The following is a 21,977-nucleotide window of genomic DNA, read 5'->3' as shown; positions in this document are numbered from 1 at the left end:
CGAGATTACCTTTAATATGAGGTGATCTCTTTTTTTAGTTGGATTTAGTCATGGTCAGATAAGGAATGCAGCTGAACGTACACACGAATAGAACATCAGCAAGAGTAAACAATGGGAGACAAACTTATACACATCTTATCCAAAGTGTTGATATCTAGTTACAACGAAGTTCTACAGAGCGACCATTTTGTTGCAACACTTCTACGTGTTTTTCACCCCAGCTGCATAAAAGGTCCAACAAATCCCCTAAGCTATTGCCATAATCACTTAAACAGTACTCTACTTTTGGTGGAACTTGATTATAGACCTTACGTAGGATAATGCCATCAACTTCTAGTTCTCTCAACTGCTGTGTAAGCATTTTTTGCGTAATATCAGGAATTGCTCGTTTTAATTCGCTCGTTCGCATTTTTTGGTGACGTAGATTACATAAAATGATGGGCTTCCATTTACCACCGATAACATCCATTGTAGCTTCAACGCCGATATTATAAATACGTGTATCGGGAGGGGGATTACTTTGCATGAAATAAAACTCCTTCAGTTTTAAAAATTTTCCTCCACTTTAGCATATTTTTTTTAGTTTGTCCGTTGAACAGCACTTTCACCCTAAAAAGATAATTACGCTCATCCCTTACTAGCCACAATTATTACTTTTTGGTGCCTATAGCACTTTAAAGTACTTACTTGTTTATAAGTACCGTGAGCGTATACTTAAAAACATCAAACGAGAAGGAGACAACAAAATGAAAAATATTATGTTAAACAATTCATATAAAGTACCGCAAATGGGACTAGGAGTATTTTTAGTAGAGGACGAAAAAGTACTGACTGATGCTGTCAATTGGGCATATGAAGCAGGCTATCGCCATTTCGATACTGCGCAAATTTATAACAATGAGGCAATTTTAGGTAAAGCCCTAGCACCAAAAGAACGTTCAAGCTATTTCTTAACAACAAAAGTATGGAACAGTAACACAACTTATGAGGAAACATTAAATAGTTTTGAGGAATCGCTACAAAAATTACAAACAGATTTTGTGGATTTATTGCTTATTCACTGGCCAAGCGAAGGGTATGTTGAAAAATGGCGTGCATTAGAAACGTTATACCAACAAGGAAAAGCAAAAGCCATTGGCGTATCAAACTTTGAAATCCATCAATTACAAGCATTAATGGAAACAGCTACAATTAAACCGATGATTAATCAAATTGAAACGCATCCATACTTCCAACAGAACGAGTTACGTGAGTTCATGGAGAAAGAAGGAATTTTCCATCAATCATGGGCACCACTAGGTCAGGGATTAAAGGATTTATTTGAAGAGCCTGTTCTACAAGCTTTAGCCAACAAATATCAAAAATCTGTTCCACAAATCATTTTACGTTGGCATCTTGACCGAAACTCTATTGTTATTCCGAAATCTGTTCATAAAGAACGTTTAGAAGAAAACATTAATGTTTTTGATTTTACTTTAACCGAGAAGGAATTAGAAGAGATTGCTTCACTTGATCGTGGATTACGAGTAGGACCAAATCCAGCAGATGAAGCTTGGTTAAAGGAGACTACAGGAAAGTAAGGGAGCAACCATGAAACAAAAAAATGTCTCACCGTCATTGACGCTATTGGCTTTAGCCATCAGTGCATTTGCTATCGGTTCGACAGAATTTATTAGTGTTGGGCTTTTACCGATGATTGTTGAAACGTTTAATGTTAGCTTAGCACAAGCTGGCTTAACCGTTTCAATATATGCACTAGGCGTCACTGTAGGAGCACCACTATTAACCATTTTAACAGGTCAAATCAATCGTAAAAAACTAATGATTGGTATAATGATCACCTTTATGATAGGAAATATTTTGGCAGCAGTAGCAATCAATTTTCCAATGCTATTAGCTGGGCGAATTATTTCCGCATTAGCACATGGTATATTTATGTCCGTATCTACCGTTATAGCAGCTGAAGTCGTTGCTCCCTCAAAACGAGCGAGTGCTATCGCCATCATGTTTACAGGATTAACTGTAGCAACTGTAACAGGTGTACCACTTGGAACCTTTATCGGTCAACATATGGGATGGCATTTTTCATTTTGGTTCATTACCATAGTGGGTGGTATCGGCTTAATTGCAGATGCTTGGCTCATTCCTAAAGAATTGCCTATCCCAGGTCGCATAACTGGTAAAGGCATTTTACGAATTTTGCGCAGTAAAGAGCTAATGTTTGCGCTATTAGCCACCGCCTTCGGATATGGAGGGACCTTTGCTGCATATACCTACCTTAGCCCACTATTAGAAAAATATGTTGGCTATTCAGCTAGTGGCGTAGTAGTACTACTAATTGTCTATGGCATCATGGTAGCGATCGGGAACACTGTCGGTGGTAAACTGGCCAATCGAAATCCTCTTTCAGCGCTACTCAAAATGTTCATTGGACTATTGGGTGCATTGATCTTTTTATTCTTTACTGTTCAAAATCTTTATCTGGGCACGCTTGCAGTACTCATCATGGGCATCTTTGCATTTATGAATGTTCCTGGTCTTCAATTATATATCGTTCAGCTCGCTGAAGAAAAAACGCCATCCGATGTTCTATTGGCGTCAGCCTTAAACATTTCAGCATTTAATATTGGCATCACACTCGGTGCTTCAGTGGGTGGACAAATCACTAGTAGCGTAGGTCTACTGTATACTCCACTCGGTGGTGTAGTCATGGTTTTCCTAGCTATCTTGTTGATACTACAATTACAGCGTTGGAATAAAACGAATGCCAATCTATAAGCAAATGTGACTGGCAAGCATGCTCAAATCATAAGTATACAGATAGGCTAACAATGGTAGTACAAATCAAAATCAAGATTTGTGCTACTATTTTTTTTGAATATCAGGTTTCAAGAGTATATAAAGAGGACGTAAATTTTCGAAAGGGCAAATAAATTTTGCAAATGAGCGAATAAACTACTCCCGAAAGTGAATAAACCAACCAATCTAGCGAATAAATCCTATCTATCTCCTGACAACCTCATTTCCAAATATCTCGATTTCAAAAGAGTTATCTGTTGACGACCCTACCTTCTCACACTACAATGGGTAATGTAACAATGTGAGGTGGCCAATCATGAGAATACGTAAATTTAAAATGCACGAAAGTGGATTGAATCGCTTCTTTGGACCGCTTGAAGCCAAAATCATGGATATTTTATGGAACAGTGATGAAATGACTATTAAAGAAGTCCAACACCATCTTGAAAAAGAAAAAGCGACTAACTTTAACACGGTTATGACTGTCATGAATCGGTTAGTTGAAAAGGGAATTCTACAAAAGAGGGCAGAAGGAAGATCCTCTATGTACAAGCCCATTCAATCGAGAAATGAGTTTGTGGATACGCAGTCCAAAGAGATGACAAATGAACTGATGGATGAATTCGGCAATGTGGTTGTAAGTCATATGCTTGATGCACTTGAAGACGTAGATGATGAGTTAGTCAAAAAGCTTGAGATGAAGATTAAAGAACTGAAAAAGGATCGATAGCATATGGAAAAACGCCAATCAACGACTATGTTAATCGTGTCACTTTTCATTTCTGGAACCATTTTTGTCCAAATGGCTTTATATGCTATTGCATTTTTTGCCGGTTGGGACATGAAATTTAACCTCGTCGATGTATGTCATAGTGCCTTAAAAGCAATCGGTATGTCTTCACTTGAATATGCCCTCGACGCACTTGTAATCTATACATTACTATTCTCGTTATGGAAATTGGGATCACAATTGATTCACACGATGAATATGAAAAGAAAATTTCAGCAATATAGAGAGAACAAGCTAACAATCGAATTAAATGAGCAATACAGCACCAAAAAGGGATCCATTTTAGTTATTTCCTACCCTGTGCCACTTGCGATCACAATGGGATTTATTTCTCCTAAAATCATGGTTTCAACAGGATTGATAAATCTGTTAAATGATGAAGAATTAGATGCGGTTATTTATCATGAAATGTATCACCAAAAAAACTATGACCCGCTTAAACTATTTTTGCTATCACTCTGCGCCTCGTCCATGTCGTATATTCCGATATTAAAATGGTTCAATCAAAAGTATAGAATCATACAGGAAGTATTGGCGGATAACTTGGCGATTGAAAAACAAGCAACATCAATGCATATAGGTAGCGCATTGTTGAAAATGTTAAAAGCAGGAAAGTTAGATTCAATGCCGTTTGTTTATGCGTCTTTTGCAGATACATCTGTAAATTACAGAATTGAATATATGCTAAATCCTTTAAACGATAGTCAAATAAAGATTCCAGTGAATATAGCGTTCAAATCATTTATGATTTTTAGCTTAATCTGTATCTTTTTTATTTACGCGCTTGCGTAAATTTTTTACCTCATTACACTACATAATGTAGTTTTAAAAGGAGAAATTTTATGTCTAAGAAAATATTTTGGATTATCGGCATTTTGGCCGTATGTATTATTGCTGTTATTGTGTTAAATGGAAAAAGTGGGAAGTCATCAGCAACGATTGACTACAAGGATCAACCGTTTTTAGGTGAAAAATCTGCACCAGTTGAGATCGTTGAATTTGGTGACTATAAATGTCCACATTGCGGTGAATTCAATAAAAATGTTTTACCTTATATTGATCAGCAGTTCGTACAAACTGGGAAGGCTAAGCTTTACTTTATGAATTACGCATTTATTGCCCCTGATTCTAAAACAGCAGCGCTATTTGCAGAAACAGTTTATCAACAACTTGGTAACGAAAAGTTCTGGAAATTCCACGAGCTATTATTTGCAAATCAAACAACAAAAGATGGCAAAGAAAACTTAATGACCGAAGATTTCCTAAAAACAGTGTTAAGCAAAGTTGCAAGCAAAGATGAAACAGAAAAAGTAGCGAAAGCCTTTGAAGAAAACAAAGCAGAGGCTGCTTTTGACCAAGATATGAAAACTGCAAACAAATTGAAAGTCCAAGGAACACCGGCAATCTTCATTGGTGGTAAAGAATTCAAAGGAAAAACGATGGATGACTTCGCGAAAATGGTAGATGAGGCTGCAAATGATAAGTAAACCTTTACTATTCGCGTGGATTACATCGATTATCGCGATGGGGGGAAGCCTGTTTTTTAGTGAATATATGGGCTTCATCCCATGTACACTTTGCTGGTATCAACGAATTTTGATGTATCCACTTGTTATTTTCTTAGGCATCGCCTTTTATCATAACGACAGAAATATTTATAAATACATTCTACCGATATCAGTGATTGGTATGATTATGGCTGGTTACCACTATGCACTACAAAAAATTCCGTCCATGCATGAGTTTGCCACATGTACAAGTGGCGTACCTTGCTCTGGACAGTATATAAATTGGCTCGGCTTCATTACGATTCCATTTCTTTCATTGATAGCTTTTACAATAATTACAGTTTTGATGGTTGTACTGTGGAAGCGTAAATAATATTTCTATTCTTGAAGGAAGGACGATAAAATCTGTGAATCATAAAAAGAAAATAAGATTTTACTCACGTCTGATTATTTTGGTCGTACTGTTTGGGGCGATCGTATTTACCATTTACAATACGGCAACTAAAGAGAAAGCAGACATGTTGCAAGTAGGTGATAAGGCTCCTGATTTCGTACTGGTTGATATGAATGGGAAAAAGCATCAATTATCGGAATACAAAGGCCAAGGCGTCTTTCTCAATTTCTGGGGAACTTGGTGTAAACCTTGCGAAAGGGAATTTCCCTTGATCGACAAGCAATATCAGGCACATAAAGGTCAAGACCTACAAGTATTAGCTGTCAATATTGCTGAACCTGAGCTCTCTGTTCAAAAATATATTGACCGAAAAGGATTAACTTTCCCTGTCCTAATCGATCATACGAAATCAGTTATGAGAGCATATAATATCGATCCATTACCAACAACACTCCTCATTAACCCAGAAGGAAAAATAGAAAAAATCATCACCGGACAAATGGATGAATCTTACATCAAAGCGAACATGGAGTCGATCATGCCGAAGTAAGTGGAATTGAGTATACCAGGAATGTTGTATATACAGCATTTCTGGTTTTTATATTTACAGGGGTAAAAACCACATTATTACCCAAAACCCTTATACGCGGTAGAAATCTCTCTATTACCCAAAATTCCAACCGCGCCCAATCAGAGCAATCCAGAATCTTCTATGAAAAATCGTTAGCGAAAACCTAAATTGTTGCAAGCGCGAGTAAATTTCCAAAAGTCGCGAGTAAATCTATCAACCACGCGAGTAAATCGCTCCAAACCGCGAGTAAATGATCGAATTCCGAGAGTAAACAAAAAAACCAATTACTCAAAACCATTATCCGCGGCAAAACCGGTATACCCCCAATATTCATAGCCGCGCCAAATCAGAGCAATCCAAAATCTTCTATGAAAAATCGTTAGCGAAAACCTAAATTGTTGCAAGCGCGAGTAAATTTCCAAAAGTCGCGAGTAAATCTATCAAACACGCAAGTAAATCGCCCCAAACCGCAAGTAAACTCATCAAACACGCAAGTAAATCGCCCAAAGTCGCAAGTAAACCATCCAAACTCGCAAGTAAGTCCCCCCAACTCGCAAGTAATCACTAAACCCACCATCAAGCTATCAATATTTCAATAAAACGCCAAATTCACCTTATACAAATCACTTAAAATCATGCTATAGTTAGTAAAAATCCATCATTTTCATAGAAAGGAAGGATCAACATGTCTTCACAACAAAAGGCAACAAGAAAACTAACAACAGCAGTCATCTCAGCAGCTATGCTTGCATCAACAATATCGATGTCACTACCTGCGCTAAAAGTAGATGCAAAGACAACTGTTACTCAACCTACAAAAACAGTAAAGCAAACAGATACTAGTAAACTAGGCCAAATCAAAAGTGAAAAAGCCATTATTTATAAATCACCTAACGCAACAAAAGGAACAAAAGCAGGCATTCAGAAACTGAAGCTCACTTATTACATAAACAAAACAGCAGTATACAACAAGACAACCTATTACCAAGTGAGCAATTACAAAAGTACAACTCAACCATCAATTGGTTGGGTGAAAGCACAAGACCTCACAACTAAAACGCATATGATTACCAAAAACAGCACGACACCCAGATATATAACAGGAACTGGTAAAGGCTACACAAGACCATGGGGCGGAGAGCGCAACGTCCTCTTCACATCCCTTAACACAGACAAAGGGACACAATTTAAAACAAAAACAACTGAAAAAGTCGGTGATGAAACATGGTACAGCGGTACGCAAAATAAACAAACAATCTGGCTAAAATCTGACCAACTTACAACGAAAAAACCAACAAGTGTAGTCAAGCCGGTACTTAAATCAGTAAACAGACTTGGGCGCATCAACACCCAAATCGCCAAAGTCTATCCAGATATCAACAATCTAAAAAAGTCAGCGCAAGCAACGGAAAAGAATCTAGGTAAAACCTATTACATTACCCAACAAGCAACCATTGGCAAAGATATCTATTTCCAACTAAGCACGCACCCAACAAGCAGTACAGCTAAAATTGGGTGGATTAAAAGTTCAGATGTAAAATCGGTGACGCAATCAACAGCTCAAAAACCAACAACGCAGCAAGTACTAACAGGAACAGGAGAAGGCTACGGTATCCCATGGGGCGGCAAAAACGATATTGTAGAAAAATCACTAGAAAAAGACGGAAAATTCACAATTAACAAAGCGATTAAAGCAGGTGATGAAATCTGGTACCAAGGAACAACAACGAACAACAAAAACATCTGGGTATCTTCAGCACAAGTGAAAAACTATAAAGAACCAAGCAAACCAAAACCTGAAGAACCAACTGATCCTTCAAAACCAACAGATCCGACAAAACCGACGGATCCATCAAAACCAGATACACCGCAACAACCAGAAGCAACAGCCATTACAAAAGTCGGCACACTAAAAGATACAACAACGAAAATCTATCAAGACCTAACGGATTTAACAAAAACAATCGATGGCTCGAACTATACAAATGAAAATTTCTATGTGTACAAACAAGCAACCGTCGATAATAAAACCTACTACGAAATCAGCCGAACAGACGGTACAAAAACCAAAGCAGTAGGATGGGTAGAAAAAGGCCAGATCACCTTAACAGATATCACATCATCTACCACAACAAACCTAAAGCTTTACTTAACAGGTTTCGGCAAAGCATATAACATCTCAAGTGGAACTACAAACAACGTTGTCTATAGTTCACTAGATAAATACCGAGCAAATGCCTTCACAGCTAAGAAAACAGAAGTCATCAATAATAAAACTTATTATCAAGGCAGTATCGGTGGCAAAACAGTCTGGATCACACCAGAGCAAGTCGGGAACAACTATCTAGCAGAGAACTTAAGAAAAACATCGGATATCACACAAGACGAAATGCAAGACTATCTTATAGAGAAAAAAGGTAATGGTATCAAAACAAACAATCTATATAAAATGATTCCAGCATTTCTTAAAGTTCAAGAGAAATACGGCATCAATGCCCAATTCATGTTTGCCCATGCAATTTGGGAAACTGGGTGGGGAGGTTCATTAATCTCACAATACAAAAATAATTTCTTCGGCTATCAAGCGTATGATTCTGCACCATTTACATGTGCCTTATACTTCCCATCTGGACAAGCAGGCCTTGAATATTATGCAGATGCCATCTATAACAAATATTTAAAAGCGGGTGCCATTTATAACAACGGTGTCAACATTGCAGGAATGAATACCAAATATGCAACAGACCAAAATTGGGGTCGCAACATTTCAAGGCTTATGGAAGATATGAAACCTTATGACAGCAAATACTATGCTGCTCAGCCAATAAGCACACTGGACCCAGCACCAATAAAGACTATCTATGACCATATTATCCCAGCAGGCAAGCCACAGCCTGATACATTCTTTACATTTGATGAAGGGATCACAGCTACTGCAACACTACTAACACCGGTCTACTCGATGCCTTATGCAACAACAGCTAGACAAATTGGAACATTATCATTAGGACAACAGGTTGCTATTTTAGGACACAACAAAGATATCTGGGATTATGAAGATAGTAAAGGTAATCTAAAAGGTCGCTGGTTCCGTGTCAGCTACAATGGCAATGACCAAGCATGGATTCGAAGTGATTACTTAAACATCCAAAATTTAGCGGTCACAAACGTAGATGGATCCAACGTCCGAGACAAAGCAACATCAAAAGATTCTAATATCGTGGCAACACTTAACAAAGATAAATATCTAAAACTAGTAACAGACTCAAAAGGTACAGTCGTAATAGCAAAAGACGAAAACAACAAAACTTGGTACCAAATCTACATCCCAGACACAACCACAAAAGCCTGGATCAGCGCATCCATCGTCACGAAATTCTAAAATACCATAATAATTTACCGAAGGCCCTAACCTCAAATGAGATTAGGGCTTTTGTATTTATAAAATGAATAGGGATAATGAAGCTGAGTAGTGTCAAACACTCGCTGAGTAGTGTAAAAAAACATCCGAGTGAAGCTAATCACTCGTTGAGTAGAGCAAGTGAGAGCCTGAGTGGAGCAAGTAAACCATGGAGTAGTGCAAGCCGAGCTGAGTAGTGCAAACCAAGTCGCGAGAAGTGCAAGTTGATGTGCGAGTAGAGCAAGTGAGGGCTTGAGTGGGGCAAGTAAACCATCGAGAAGTGCAAGCTGAGATGAGTAGTGCAAACTAAGTCGCGAGAAGTGCAAGTTGATGTATGAGTAGAGCAAGTGAGAGCCTGAGTGGGGCAAGTAAACCATGGAGTGGTGCAAACCAAGTCCTGAGTAGAGCAAGTTGATGTGTGAGTAGTGCAAGTGAGAACTTGAGTGATGCAAGTGAACCATCGAGAAGTGCAAGCTGAGCTGAGTAGTGCAAACCAAGTCGTGAGTAGTGCAAAATCATCTGGTCTGTTAACTAGTGCCAATCACCCGCCAAGTAGTCCCAATCCCATCCACCCCCATCAATAAGTAATACTAAACCCTCAACAATCATATACTTCCCTTTAGCTCTTCATGGATACACAACGAATATTATTCTGTAAATCAGGATAAACTTTGTCCGTCCCTACAAACGAATCCCAATACTGAGAAGCGTTCAGCAACCAACAAATTAACTAAAGGATGTTTTTATGAGAAAAAGCTACTTTGCACTATTCATCGCCATTATATGGCTCATCGTAATCTACAATATCACAGCCTCTCCCTCCGCAACTGGATCAAATACTTTGAATATAATCCACACATCATTAGGAATAAGTGAACCAGCAGCGGAAAACCTGAATTATCTAATTCGAAAGCTAGCACATATCACTGTGTTCGGCTTTTTAGCAACTATTTTCTATTTTGTCTTTAAAAAGAACAGAGTTTTCAAGGCATGGCTTTGCACAACCCTCTACGCGGGAACAGATGAGTTTCATCAATTATTAGTAAGTGGAAGAACATCGTTAATCTCAGATGTAATGATAGATTCCTTTGGTGCCATTGCAGCTTTAACCGTACTTACCTATGCAATAAAAAGAAATAAACAAAGAAGCCAGAGAAATGTAGTAACCAATTAACACCGGCCGACTACAATCACTCATATAATTCAATACTACAAAAAATCGCCTGATCCAATAAACGGTCAGGCGATTTTTTCTGTGAATAATAATATTCATGATTCGAATGTGATAATAAAGCACTTGAATGCTCTTATTATACAAATCATTAAAATAATGAGTGACATTAACACTATCTAAAAAGTTTTTTTCTATAGGTCATTTAATCTGCAAATGGCTAAAAAAATTAAACACTTCCACCTAGTACAAAAAGAACTCACTTCATTTTGCTACTTACTTCAAGACAATTTCACTATCAACTTCAGCACAAATTCTCCAATTCCCTCGAATTAACGTATTTTTCAGTCATAGCTAATAATAAAGCACCATATAATAAATCAGCTTTATAGTAGGTTCAAATTTGAGATGAAGGAGGGTTCGAAGTGCCATACAACAAACGACTGCCGTTACTAATGCTATTAGACTCTATCATAGTTTTCTCAGCAATATTTTTTGGGTATTTTTTATTAGATCCTGTCATGAAGACTTATACAATGCCCCCGCTTTGGGTTAGTTCTATTACCTTATTAATAAGCCATCATCTATTTGCAACGATATACCGCATGTATCAAAATGCTTGGGAATATGCGAGCATTAGAGAATTGCTAGCCATTGTAAAGGCTGTTACATTCTCAATCCTAACAACCGCCATCATTCAACTAATCGTTTTCCAACATGTCAATATACGTGTACTAGCGATTACTTGGATGATGCATGTGATTTTAATCGGAGGCTCAAGATTTTCATGGAGAGTATATCGAGATCGTTTTATCTCACCAAATCCCGATAAAAAGCGCACGTTAATCGTTGGTGCTGGATCTGCAGGTACAATGGTCGTTCGACAATTATTAAAAAATATAGAAACTGACCTTTATCCAATTGCATTTGTAGACGATGACCCGACAAAAACAAAGCTACAAATGTATGGAGTAGAGGTAAAAGGGACAATTCAAGACATTCCACAACTAGTAGAAAAATTGAAAATCGAAAATATCGTGATCGCAATTCCTTCTCTCACAAAATCAGAATTAAATAGAATTTACGAGGAAAGTGCAAAAACAGAAGCAAAGACGAAGATCATGCCATCTATTGAAGACCTGGTCTCGGGGAAAATTTCAGTCAATCAATTTAGAGATGTTCAAGTGGAAGATTTATTGGGCAGGGAACCAGTGGAATTAGATATGACGAGTATATCTGGAGAAATAACAGGGAAAACCGTATTAGTGACAGGTGCTGGTGGTTCAATTGGATCTGAAATTTGCCGACAACTATGCAAATTTTATCCCAAACAGTTAATACTCTTAGGTCATGGCGAAAATAGTATTTACACAATTGATATGGAGCTAAGAAAAGCCTATCAAGATGATATTGAATTAATTCCTCTTATCGCAGATATTCAAGATCAAGGGAGAATCTTAGAAATAATGGATAAGTATTTGCCAAATGTGGTTTATCATGCAGCAGCACATAAGCATGTACCATTAATGGAATATAACCCAATCGAAGCGGTAAAGAATAACATTTTCGGAACAAAAAATGTAGCAGAAGCAGCACACACATTTGGTGTTGCTAGTTTTGTCATGGTCTCTACAGATAAAGCAGTAAATCCGCCTAATATCATGGGTGCAACAAAACGTTTTGCTGAGATGATCGTACAAAACTTAGCAAAAGAGAGCACAACAAAATTCGTAGCGGTTCGCTTTGGAAATGTCTTAGGAAGCCGCGGAAGTGTCATCCCTCTCTTTAAAAAGCAAATCGCAGCTGGAGGTCCTGTAACAGTAACCCATCCAGACATGACCAGGTATTTTATGACGATTCCAGAAGCATCTCGACTTGTGCTTCAGGCCGGGGCGTTGGCAAGGGGTGGGGAGGTATTTGTTTTAAATATGGGTGACCCCGTCAAAATTGTGGACTTGGCTCGAAATTTAATCACCCTATCAGGCTATAAAGAAGAAGAAATCGGAATAGAGTTTTCTGGGATTAGACCTGGCGAAAAGCTGTTTGAAGAGTTGTTGAATGACAATGAAGTTCAGAAGAAGCAGGTATTTCCGAAGATCTTCATCGGGAAGGCTGAGCCAATCGACAAACAAAAGCTATACAAGATGATGGAAACGCTACTAGATCAAAACACGGAAGACCTAAAAAAGACGATTATTGAAATTGCCAATACGAAGAAGGGCGGGAAGTCTAAGTATAGTAAGGCTAGTGTCTAGCTCACAATCAATGTACGCAGTTTAGTTATATCCGGTGCTAGTTCCAAAAACAATCATAAAAACTTAAACAAAGGCCCCCTAATCTAGGGGACCCTTCTTTTTTTACGAGAGTTTAACAATACGTAACGGAAGAATTAGCGAGATCCAATAATACTTGTTATGAATACCCATAGATTAAAAAATATTAGTATATATCTTGGAGGTAGGGACTGCATGAATTCCAAAGAAGAGCAAGAAGAATTTAAACAAATATTATTATACGGTTACCAAAGAGGAAATGATGATCACAAACTATCAGCTGTTACTCTTGTTAAAGAACTATCAGAAATGATGAAAGACATGATAGAAAAAGATGAGGATCAAAATAACGCCGACAAAGGGAGCATGATGAATCTTGCCGAGTTGAATGAATGACTTAAAACGTATGATACGTGGATACAATTAGATTTTCCGCGAGTAAATCATTCGAATCCGTGAGTAAAAGGACCGAATCCGCGAGTAAACTTCGACAAAACGCGAGTAAACCAAACATTATCTGCCGCAATCCTTGTTAAGGAATTATCAGAAATGATGAAAGAAACGATAGCAAAAGAGGAGAAGCAGCAAGGGAAATAGAAGGTTCCTGATAGATATCATATGGAATCGAAGAGAAAGCCTCAAAAGTAAAAAAATCACCTAGTTCACCGCCATCATGATGAGTTATACAAGCAAAATTTCAGCAGCGAACAGCGTAGTTAATCATTTCACTAGCATCAAAGACATAATTTACAAAGAACACAAATATAATTAACAAAAGAGCAAGTAAATGACCAAAATCCACAAGAAAAATACGCCTATCTGGTCTTGATCACGAATAGTCACTCATCTATGGTGTTTAGTTAATTGTAAATAAACTTTAAGGGGGCTGCTAAAGATGAAACATTTCATAGATACCCAGTTTGATCTTGCAATTTTAATAGCACTTGAAGAAATGGGAGAACCAATTAGTAAAGAGAGAATTGTTCATAAAACAAAATCATTTTGGCAAAGGTGGAAAAAACACAGTCAAAAGCAAGAAGTGACAAGAATAAGAGGACGTCTATCTGATTTGACTACAAAAGGTATTATTTTATGTAGAAAAGAAAATGGAAGAGAATACTATTACTTAAACAGAGATTATAAACCGAAGGACATCATCGGTAAGTGCATGGGCGAGTTATTTCAATATGTTCCTATATCATTTTGGAGTGATGAGGTACTTTTCGATTATGAAGAAGTAAAAGGGAATTCTCTTATTTTCACATTACAAGAGATTAGAGAAATTGTATTGAAATACGATATATCCGAGTATGTCTGAGACTAAGTAAAACATCCAGGAGCTTTTAGTTCCTATTCTTAAATATCAGGAATTGATATACAAAAATAATATGCTAAGTAAATGACAAGGAGGGTTATAGTGAATATATTAGTAACTGGAGGAGCCGGATATATAGGTTCTCATACTTGTGTTGCATTACTTAAATCCGGATATTCAGTGGTCATTGCGGATAATATGAGCAATAGTAAACTTGAAACAATCGACAAGATAAAACAAATTACATCAAAAGACGTCGTATTTTATGAAGTTGATGTAACGGATGAATCGTCAGTTGATCACATCTTCTCAGAAAATAAACTAGATGGTGTAATTCATTTTGCTGGTTTTAAAGCAGTAGGGGAATCTGTCGAAAAGCCAATAAAGTATTATTTTAATAATCTTGTGAGCACAATGATTCTTTCTAAAACCTGTCAAAGGTACGGAGTGAATCGCTTTGTTTTTAGTTCATCTGCCACCGTTTATGGAGATAACAAGGTACCGTTTGTAGAAACAATGGACCTTTTGCCAACTACGAATCCGTATGGTGAGACAAAAGCAATGAGTGAACGTATTCTAATGGATATTGCAAATGCTAATCCATCATTCACTGTTTCACTTCTTCGTTATTTCAATCCAGTAGGAGCTCATGAAAGTGGGCTAATTGGTGAAGTACCCAATGGAATCCCCAATAATCTAATGCCGTATGTAACACAAGTGGCGAAAGGTAAACGAGAAAAGTTAAACGTTTTCGGTGATGACTATCCAACTGTCGATGGTACAGGAGTTCGTGACTATATCCATGTAATGGATTTGGCAGAAGGGCATGTAGCTGCATTAAAACACTTGTCTGAAGGTGTACATATCTATAATTTAGGGACTGGCAAAGGTACAAGTGTTTTAGAATTAGTGAAAGCTTTTGAGGAAGCAAATGATATTGAAATACCATATGAAATAGGAAATCGTCGCCCTGGTGATATTGCCATTTGTTATGCAGATACTATTAAAGCGGAGAAGGAAATTGGGTGGGTTGCAAAGCGTGATATTGTTACGATGTGCAAGGATGCTTGGCGATTTGAAAAGAATTATGGAGAATTGAACATGCGGGCGAGTTTGGATCACTTTAAGGTAATATAACCTTGTCTGTAATTCAAAAACAATTGAATTAAAAATGTTGAGGAAACAAGAATTGATAGTAATCACAATTTTCATATCCATTAAAAAAACATAACTTCACTTGAAATTAGAGAATTCAGGTGGGGTTATGTTTTTTTATGCCCTTCTCATTTTTGGGTATAAGATTCGATACCTTTAAAGTAGTGTGTCTTGGGGTGGCTAACTATAGCACTAAAAAAATGCTAGACTCTGTTCAAATACGTTGCACAGATCTACACTTTTATTTTGCAAGATTTAAAGGTTTTCTAACAAAACTAGTAAAAAGGATATATGAAATAGTACGATTTTATATAATTCTATGCAGGATATTCTAAAAAACGAAATAGATATTATTACAAAAAAGGTTATTTTCGTAATACTTGTAACATTTGTGCCGAACGATTGTCTATCTACTAATTGGATCTAACAGAGTGATGGTATTTCTCTTATATTGTTGATTGATAAAAAACACATATATAAAGGAAGAAACACAAAATTTCATCTTGAAATTGATCTTTTAGTAAGTGCTTTTATGTTAATAACACTTATATGATTTTTTTTTAAAATATTACAAATGAAATTTATTGTCAAAAATAATATGTAAATTAAAATATGAAGCTATAAAATAACCTTATATACCCATTAATTAATCGTGCATTGCAATTATCCCGCTTATTTTGTAAAAATGATGTAATTTGAGATAAATTGTATAATATGTTTCTTCCTTTTATATTAAAATTATGACATAAGACTTATTATGTTGAATATTTTTACAGAAAAAAGGGTGGAAATTATCCCGTTAATAGTCGATAATTAGGCTAAGCATGGTTAGTTGATGAAAAATTTAACCAGCATAAATGCTAATCATATCCAAGGGAGGATTTCAATTCATGAAGAAATTCAAATTAGTTAAAACTGCCGCTGCCCTAGCTCTAGGTGCATCAGTAGTAACTTCTGCTGTAGTTCCAGGCGCAATGGACGCATCTGCAGCTTCTAAGTACAAGGTATCAAACGGTAAATTACTAAACGCTAAAACTGGTAAAGCAGTTAATGGTTATGTAGTTTACAAATCAAAACTTTACTACAATGGTAAATTAAAACAAGGTTACAAAACTGTTGGTACTGGTAAATCTATTAAACTTTACTACAACGGTTCTCTTAAAAAAGGTTACAAAACAGCTCGCGACAACAAATTACTTTTCTTCAACGGATCTCTTAAAAAAGGTTACTCTGCTAACGGCGAACGCCTTTACAAAGACGGTTTCCTAAACAAAGGTTACAAAGTATACGGAGATGTGGCTAAAAGCCCAGTTCTTTACTACAATGGTGAACTTAAATCAGGTTACAAAACTGCTAACAACGCAACTCTATTATTCTACAACGGTAAACTTAAATCAGGTTACAAAACAGCTAAAGGTGACACAGTTCTTTACAAAGACGGTCGCTTAACTAAAGGTTTAGTAGAATTCAACGGTAAATTCTACAACGATAGCAAACTTGCTAACGGCGAAGTAGATGGCACATTCTACAAAGACGGTAAAGCTGTAGTAGCTCTTGAAGGCGTAAAAGCTATTAACAACACAACTGTTGAAGTAACATTCAAAAACGCTCAAGTTGCTCAAGATATCAAAGCTTCTCGCTTTGCAATCGAAGGTCTTGAAGTGAAAAACGCTGCTGTAAAACAAACTAACGATAAAGTTGTATTATTAACTACTTCTGCTCAAGAAGCTGGTAAAACTTACACACTTTCAGTTGATGGCGTAAAAGCTAAATCATTCACAGCTGTTTCTACAGTTGTTCCTACTGCAGTTGAATTATCAACTCCAACATTACAAGGTGTACTTGGTAAAGAAGTAACTGTTACTTCTAAAGTAACTGTTCCAGATGGTCAATCTAAAGCTGGTATCGCTGTAACATTCAACGTTGCTGCTGATAATACATTCAACAAAGATAAAGTAATTGAAGCATTCACAGACGAAAACGGTGTTGCTAAAATTTCTTACACTCAATACAGCAAAGGTCAAGACACAGTTTATGCATACCCAACAGGTGCTGCAAATGTGAAAACGACTGTAGGTAAAGTTTACTGGGGTAACACTGAACGTTTATCTGTTATTGATGTGACAGCGGGTACTTCATTAGCTAACCAATCTAAAAAAGTTTATAAAGTAACTTCTGAAGAAAATGCTGGAAAAACTATTAACGTTACATTCAAAGAAAACGTAAATGTAACTCCTGATAAACTAGTTCGTACTGTTAAAGTTGTTGATGCTACTAACTATAGCTCATCTGATAAAGTTCCTTACCAAGTAACTACTGGTGGCTTTGAATATGTACAAATTAAACTTGATTCTAAAGGTGAAGCAACATTCACAGTACAAGGATCAAACGCAACAGTAACACCAATCGTATTTGCTGATGGTTCAACAGATGCTTACGATAAAGCTGCTGTTAATAACAAATTAGAAGCTACAGAACTTCAAGCTCAAGCTTCTTCTGTAACATTCGATAAGATCTTCTCACAAGGTCTAAAAGTTGAAGCAGTTGGTACTCAAAACGCTGCATATGACAAATCATCTACAGCATCTGATGCAGATGATGTAAATAGCGGTGGTCGTGAGTATACAGCAACAATTACTGATAAAGATGGTAAATTAGCTCCAGCTGGTACTAAAGCTTACGTAACATTCAAAAAAGGTGATGTATCTGCATACGGTGATGTTCGAGTTAACGGACAAACAGTTACTTCAGCAACTGATGAAGTGTTATTAACTGTTGGTAAAGATGGTAAAGTAACATTCAAAGTAACAGGTGCTAAAGATGCATACGTTGCTCCAACTGTATTTATCGAAAATGGTACAACTAGCGTTGAATTAGATGATGCTGATCTATCATTCACAGCTGAAAAAACTTACTTCATAGCTCCAGTTGTTAAAGATGCAACATTAACTGTTGATGATGCAGACAAAAAAGTTAAAACTAATGCTACTGCTAAATTTACTTACCAATCAGTAGATCAAAATGGATTTGATTATGCTTCAGATTATAACAGTGGTAAATACCAAGTTTCATTTGAAGTATCAGCTAAATTTGCTGATGTAACAGTAACTGGTACTGGTATTTCAACTACTACAGTTAAAGCTGGTACAACTGGTACAGTAACAGTACCTGCAAATGCTCAAGGTGAAGCTTTCATTAATGTAACTTCTGCAGACGCTGCAGATGTAACTGTTAACGCTTCAGCTTCTCAAGCAAGTCTTCCAAACAAATCTGAATCTATCGAATTTGTTAAAGACTCAACTACTATCGTGCCTGCTGATGTATTAGCTGCAATCAATGCTGCTGTAAACGAAGACGCTATTAAAACTGCATTATCTTCAGTAGATAATTATAAGAATCTATCTGCAAGCGCTAAAGATTATGTAGTAAGTAATATCTTAACAGAACGTAAAGCTAATAAAACTGTAAGCTCAGTTTATGTAGCTAAACTTATTGATGAAGCAACATCATATGCAGCTTCATTCAAAGCTTTAGATGATGCAGCAACTGCAATCGGTACTTCAGTATTACTTCCATTTGGTTCAGCTGATAACATTACAACTGTAAAAGCAGCATTAGATGGAAAAGTGGATACTAGCAAAGTAACTTTAACAGTAGCAGCTGCAGCAGCTCCAGGAACATACACAGTTAAAATTTCTGATAAAGCTGGTTTAGTTGCTGATAAAACTGTAACTGTAACTTCTTCAGTTTCTACTGACGATGTTGTAGGTAATGCAAAAACTGCAATTGGTACTACATTAACTCTTGCGTATGGTAAAACAAATAACGAAGCAGCAGTAAAAGCAGCTCTAGAAGCTAAAACTGGTGTAGATACATCAAAAGTAACTTTAAATGTAGTTGAAACTACAACTGCAGGAACATACACAGTAGTTATTACAAATAAAAATAATTCTACTGATGTTGCTCGTGTATCATTAGTAGTAACAGTAGATAATCCTGTAGCTACTGCAAAAACAGCAATCGATAAACCATTAGTATTACCAGCACTTTCAACAAATAACGAAGCAACAGTAAAAGCAGCTCTAGAAGCTACAACTGGTGTGGATACAACAAAAGTTACATTAACAGTAACTCAAACTGCAACTGCAGGAACATACACAGTTGTTATTACAAACAAAGTTGATGCAACTGACAAAGCAACTGCTGATATTTTAGTTACTGTTGCACCTTAATTAAGTTTGAGGTGCCAGTCACCTGAACAATTAAGACAATAGTCTACGAATTAAGTCCTTAATCTCTTCGGAGGTTAAGGGCTTTTTCTATATATTGCTGTATCAAACGGAAAAATAAATAGATATTATAATCATGATAAACATCTTAAGCCCTAAATCCATTCGTGGAGTTAGGGCTATTTCTACTTAGGAGGGAATATCATGAGTGAAAGTAATAAGGCAGCTAAGCGAATTGATATTGTGCATGTTGAATTAGTAAAAGAGAAATCACTATTGTACAGTAATCGGAAAGTACGATCGCCACAAGATGGTGCAGAGTTGTTTAGAGAATTTTTAGGAGAAGTAGATCGTGAACATTTTCTAGTGATGTGCTTGAATACTAAGAATGAGCCAACTCATTTGAATGTATGTCACATAGGTTCGTTGAATGCATCCATCGTACATCCGAGAGAGGTACTAAAACCTGCCATTCTATCCAACGCAGCATCTATTATGGTTTGTCATAATCACCCATCAGGAGAATGTACGCCATCACCAGAGGATATAGAAGTAACGGAGCGTCTAAAGGAAGCTAGTCAAATAATTGGTGTGCAGTTGTTAGATCATATCATTTTAGGTGATGATTGCTTCCTATCATTAAAGGAAAAAGGTCACCTTTAAAAAATGTTATTCAATGAAGGGAGTAAGAATAGATGACATATAGTTATGAGCGATTTTTAAATGGTATGGCTTTGAGGACGAAAGATCAAATCACATTAAATGATATTGGCTATGAAACGATAGAACTTTACCATGAGGAAATGGATGAACGCTTCTTTACCGAAAAAGAGTGGAGTACATTACCGGAAGTATGCATGGTAACAGCTATTAGTTATTTCACAAGTACAAATGTTGAATATCTAATGATGGATGTTTTTGACGAAACGTATAAAGAGCATTTAAAAACAATTTGGATTAAAAACGGTGAGCTTGAACCAGAGAACGATTAAACTTACGACAATACTAAGCCGAATCTTACGACAAAATTAAAATTGAAGGATGTTAAAGGGGAGAAGTCTATGTGTATCATGCACTAGGCTTATTTTTGTGAATTAAAATCTGACGACATTATTATATAACTGTCGTGAGCCATGCTTTAAAGGAGGTGAAATAAATGCTGGAGAAAATCATATTACCAGTAGTCATTGCAGTGGTAACTGAAGTTGCAAAAGAAATTGCTAAAAGTAGTGATTCAAATTATTAAGGAATAGGAGAGAAGAAATTGAAGGTGTTACCCTATTGCTTTTGCCATCAATTATGCACTACTTGCATAGTTGAAAAAATCAATAAAAGAAGGTGCCATGAATTCCAAATAAGTACTCAAGCCTCTTTTAGTTTAGTGAGACTCATATGAATGACTTAGCAAAAACTTTTGGACAATGGCTTTTTGAAGAAGGACGATCGCCCAAAACCATTGAATCATATGTTGGTGATATAAAGGGATTCCAAATATATTTAGGCGAGAAGGCAACTAATGAGCAAACCCCGCTTTCTCGCTTTTCATTTGCACATTACAAGCAACATTTGATTGACAATCATTTTGCCATCTCAACTATCAATAAGAAAATCAATAGCTTAAAGGTCTACAATGATTTTCTACAAAATAAAGGCTTGGTTGATAGCAACTATATTCAATTAAAGCGAGATCGTGTTCAAATCGCTGTAGGGAGTGAACATGTCGTTACTGCAATGTCTGAAGAAGAGGTTGAAAGATTATTATTCTATCTTGAGGATCGCACAAGAGTAAGCATTCGAAATAAATTGATTACCTATTTACTTCTTTATACAGGTGTTAGGATTTCAGAGCTTGTGAGCATAAGACTCGAAAATATTGATTTACTCACTGCAACGCTTACTGTAAGGGGCAAAGGAGGTAAAGTAAGAGAAATTAGTTTGCGACAAGACGTAATTCAATTAATTAAAGAATATCAACTAGGAGAACGAAAACAATCTCGTTTCTGTAAAAGCGAATATCTTTTGGTTAGTCAAAGAGCTGAAAAAGTGCATCGAGATGCCATTCGAAGTTGGTTAGCAAATAAATCAGATGATGTTGGAATCAAGTTACACCCTCACCTGTTTCGCCATACCTTCGCAACAAGATTACTCCGTAAAGGAGTAGATATTACAACTGTTAGTAAATTGACAGGGCACTCAACGGTTTCTATGACAGCAAAATTCTATATCCAAACAACAAGGGAAGAAAAACAAAATGCAGTAGATCGTTTGTAGTGAGAAGGAAGTCGCAAATCCTTCATCCTTTCCAGAAAAAATTTTCTCAAAAAAAGTTCTATTTGAAATTTTCTAGTGGGATAGTCCAAACTGTAAGAAGT

Annotated in this window: 18 protein-coding genes; 17 read left to right on the top strand and 1 reads right to left on the bottom strand. The window is 36.6% G+C overall.

The window, feature by feature from the left end:
• Positions 1-154 precede the first annotated feature (154 nt).
• On the bottom strand, positions 155-526 hold the full coding sequence (locus ACIQ4I_RS13975) for a winged helix-turn-helix transcriptional regulator (RefSeq protein ID WP_403096893.1): 372 nt from the start codon (positions 524-526) through the stop codon (positions 155-157).
• Between the two features lie 220 nt (positions 527-746).
• Here ACIQ4I_RS13975 and ACIQ4I_RS13970 point away from each other — a divergent pair, with 220 nt between their 5' ends.
• The 17 genes from ACIQ4I_RS13970 (at position 747) to ACIQ4I_RS13890 (ending at position 21,876) form a co-directional block, all read left to right on the top strand.
• The gene (locus ACIQ4I_RS13970) at positions 747-1,580 is read left to right on the top strand and encodes an aldo/keto reductase (protein WP_403096890.1); all 834 of its coding nucleotides are present in this window, start codon (positions 747-749) and stop codon (positions 1,578-1,580) included.
• Between the two features lie 10 nt (positions 1,581-1,590).
• Positions 1,591-2,778 carry an MFS transporter gene (locus tag ACIQ4I_RS13965; protein ID WP_403096887.1) on the top strand — a complete coding sequence of 396 codons (1,188 nt, stop codon included), beginning with the start codon at positions 1,591-1,593 and terminating at the stop codon, positions 2,776-2,778.
• 337 nt (positions 2,779-3,115) lie between these two features.
• Positions 3,116-3,529 carry a BlaI/MecI/CopY family transcriptional regulator gene (locus ACIQ4I_RS13960; RefSeq protein WP_397537103.1) on the top strand — a complete coding sequence of 138 codons (414 nt, stop codon included), beginning with the start codon at positions 3,116-3,118 and terminating at the stop codon, positions 3,527-3,529.
• Between the two features lie 3 nt (positions 3,530-3,532).
• Positions 3,533-4,381, top strand: coding sequence for a M56 family metallopeptidase (locus tag ACIQ4I_RS13955; RefSeq protein WP_403096884.1), 849 nt, complete (start codon positions 3,533-3,535; stop codon positions 4,379-4,381).
• A 50-nt stretch (positions 4,382-4,431) separates the two neighbouring features.
• Positions 4,432-5,076: a DsbA family protein gene (locus ACIQ4I_RS13950; protein WP_403096881.1), complete on the top strand. Its 645-nt coding sequence runs from the start codon at positions 4,432-4,434 to the stop codon at positions 5,074-5,076.
• The gene (locus ACIQ4I_RS13945) at positions 5,069-5,470 is read left to right on the top strand and encodes a disulfide oxidoreductase (RefSeq protein WP_403097417.1); all 402 of its coding nucleotides are present in this window, start codon (positions 5,069-5,071) and stop codon (positions 5,468-5,470) included. The genes ACIQ4I_RS13950 and ACIQ4I_RS13945 overlap by 8 nt, the downstream gene beginning before the upstream one ends.
• A gap of 34 nt (positions 5,471-5,504) precedes the next feature.
• Positions 5,505-6,041, top strand: a complete 537-nt coding sequence (gene resA, locus ACIQ4I_RS13940) for a thiol-disulfide oxidoreductase ResA (RefSeq protein WP_403096878.1) — start codon at positions 5,505-5,507, stop codon at positions 6,039-6,041.
• A 706-nt stretch (positions 6,042-6,747) separates the two neighbouring features.
• Entirely contained in the window at positions 6,748-9,444 is a 2,697-nt protein-coding gene (locus ACIQ4I_RS13935; RefSeq protein ID WP_403096875.1) for a glucosaminidase domain-containing protein, read from the top strand.
• Positions 9,445-10,207: 763 nt separating this feature from the next.
• Positions 10,208-10,636 carry a VanZ family protein gene (locus ACIQ4I_RS13930; protein WP_403096872.1) on the top strand — a complete coding sequence of 143 codons (429 nt, stop codon included), beginning with the start codon at positions 10,208-10,210 and terminating at the stop codon, positions 10,634-10,636.
• Positions 10,637-11,058: 422 nt separating this feature from the next.
• A complete protein-coding gene (locus tag ACIQ4I_RS13925) occupies positions 11,059-12,888 on the top strand; it encodes a polysaccharide biosynthesis protein (RefSeq protein WP_403096869.1) in 1,830 nt (609 codons plus the stop codon).
• 213 nt (positions 12,889-13,101) lie between these two features.
• Positions 13,102-13,302, top strand: a complete 201-nt coding sequence (locus ACIQ4I_RS13920) for a YwzD family small protein (protein ID WP_403096866.1) — start codon at positions 13,102-13,104, stop codon at positions 13,300-13,302.
• Between the two features lie 499 nt (positions 13,303-13,801).
• On the top strand, positions 13,802-14,224 hold the full coding sequence (locus ACIQ4I_RS13915) for a hypothetical protein (protein WP_403096863.1): 423 nt from the start codon (positions 13,802-13,804) through the stop codon (positions 14,222-14,224).
• A gap of 99 nt (positions 14,225-14,323) precedes the next feature.
• Positions 14,324-15,358: a UDP-glucose 4-epimerase GalE gene (gene galE, locus ACIQ4I_RS13910; protein WP_403096860.1), complete on the top strand. Its 1,035-nt coding sequence runs from the start codon at positions 14,324-14,326 to the stop codon at positions 15,356-15,358.
• A gap of 908 nt (positions 15,359-16,266) precedes the next feature.
• Entirely contained in the window at positions 16,267-19,608 is a 3,342-nt protein-coding gene (locus tag ACIQ4I_RS13905; RefSeq protein WP_403096858.1) for an S-layer homology domain-containing protein, read from the top strand.
• Positions 19,609-19,809: 201 nt separating this feature from the next.
• Complete coding sequence (locus ACIQ4I_RS13900) at positions 19,810-20,268, top strand: JAB domain-containing protein (protein WP_403096855.1); 459 nt, start codon at positions 19,810-19,812, stop codon at positions 20,266-20,268.
• A gap of 32 nt (positions 20,269-20,300) precedes the next feature.
• A complete protein-coding gene (locus tag ACIQ4I_RS13895) occupies positions 20,301-20,597 on the top strand; it encodes a hypothetical protein (protein WP_403096853.1) in 297 nt (98 codons plus the stop codon).
• Positions 20,598-20,997: 400 nt separating this feature from the next.
• Complete coding sequence (locus ACIQ4I_RS13890; protein WP_403096851.1) at positions 20,998-21,876, top strand: tyrosine-type recombinase/integrase; 879 nt, start codon at positions 20,998-21,000, stop codon at positions 21,874-21,876.
• The last annotated feature ends 101 nt before the right edge of the window (positions 21,877-21,977 follow it).

Origin of the sequence: Rummeliibacillus sp. NPDC094406 (assembly GCF_044763875.1) — a bacterium.
Classification (GTDB): Bacteria; Bacillota; Bacilli; order Bacillales_A; family Planococcaceae; genus Rummeliibacillus.
This window is presented reverse-complemented; position numbering and strand designations above follow the sequence as displayed.

Excerpts from the sequence above, each read along its gene's own strand:
- ACIQ4I_RS13915 (WP_403096863.1), top strand. The coding sequence starts at position 13,802 with ATGAAACATTTCATAGATACCCAGTTTGATCTTGCAATTTTAATAGCA.
- ACIQ4I_RS13900 (WP_403096855.1), top strand. The coding sequence starts at position 19,810 with ATGAGTGAAAGTAATAAGGCAGCTAAGCGAATTGATATTGTGCATGTT.
- ACIQ4I_RS13965 (WP_403096887.1), top strand. The coding sequence starts at position 1,591 with ATGAAACAAAAAAATGTCTCACCGTCATTGACGCTATTGGCTTTAGCC.
- ACIQ4I_RS13920 (WP_403096866.1), top strand. The coding sequence starts at position 13,102 with ATGAATTCCAAAGAAGAGCAAGAAGAATTTAAACAAATATTATTATAC.
- ACIQ4I_RS13950 (WP_403096881.1), top strand. The coding sequence starts at position 4,432 with ATGTCTAAGAAAATATTTTGGATTATCGGCATTTTGGCCGTATGTATT.
- ACIQ4I_RS13890 (WP_403096851.1), top strand. The coding sequence starts at position 20,998 with ATGAATGACTTAGCAAAAACTTTTGGACAATGGCTTTTTGAAGAAGGA.
- ACIQ4I_RS13935 (WP_403096875.1), top strand. The coding sequence starts at position 6,748 with ATGTCTTCACAACAAAAGGCAACAAGAAAACTAACAACAGCAGTCATC.
- ACIQ4I_RS13970 (WP_403096890.1), top strand. The coding sequence starts at position 747 with ATGAAAAATATTATGTTAAACAATTCATATAAAGTACCGCAAATGGGA.
- ACIQ4I_RS13905 (WP_403096858.1), top strand. The coding sequence starts at position 16,267 with ATGAAGAAATTCAAATTAGTTAAAACTGCCGCTGCCCTAGCTCTAGGT.
- ACIQ4I_RS13955 (WP_403096884.1), top strand. The coding sequence starts at position 3,533 with ATGGAAAAACGCCAATCAACGACTATGTTAATCGTGTCACTTTTCATT.
- ACIQ4I_RS13960 (WP_397537103.1), top strand. The coding sequence starts at position 3,116 with ATGAGAATACGTAAATTTAAAATGCACGAAAGTGGATTGAATCGCTTC.
- ACIQ4I_RS13930 (WP_403096872.1), top strand. The coding sequence starts at position 10,208 with ATGAGAAAAAGCTACTTTGCACTATTCATCGCCATTATATGGCTCATC.
- ACIQ4I_RS13895 (WP_403096853.1), top strand. The coding sequence starts at position 20,301 with ATGACATATAGTTATGAGCGATTTTTAAATGGTATGGCTTTGAGGACG.
- ACIQ4I_RS13975 (WP_403096893.1), bottom strand. The coding sequence starts at position 526 with ATGCAAAGTAATCCCCCTCCCGATACACGTATTTATAATATCGGCGTT.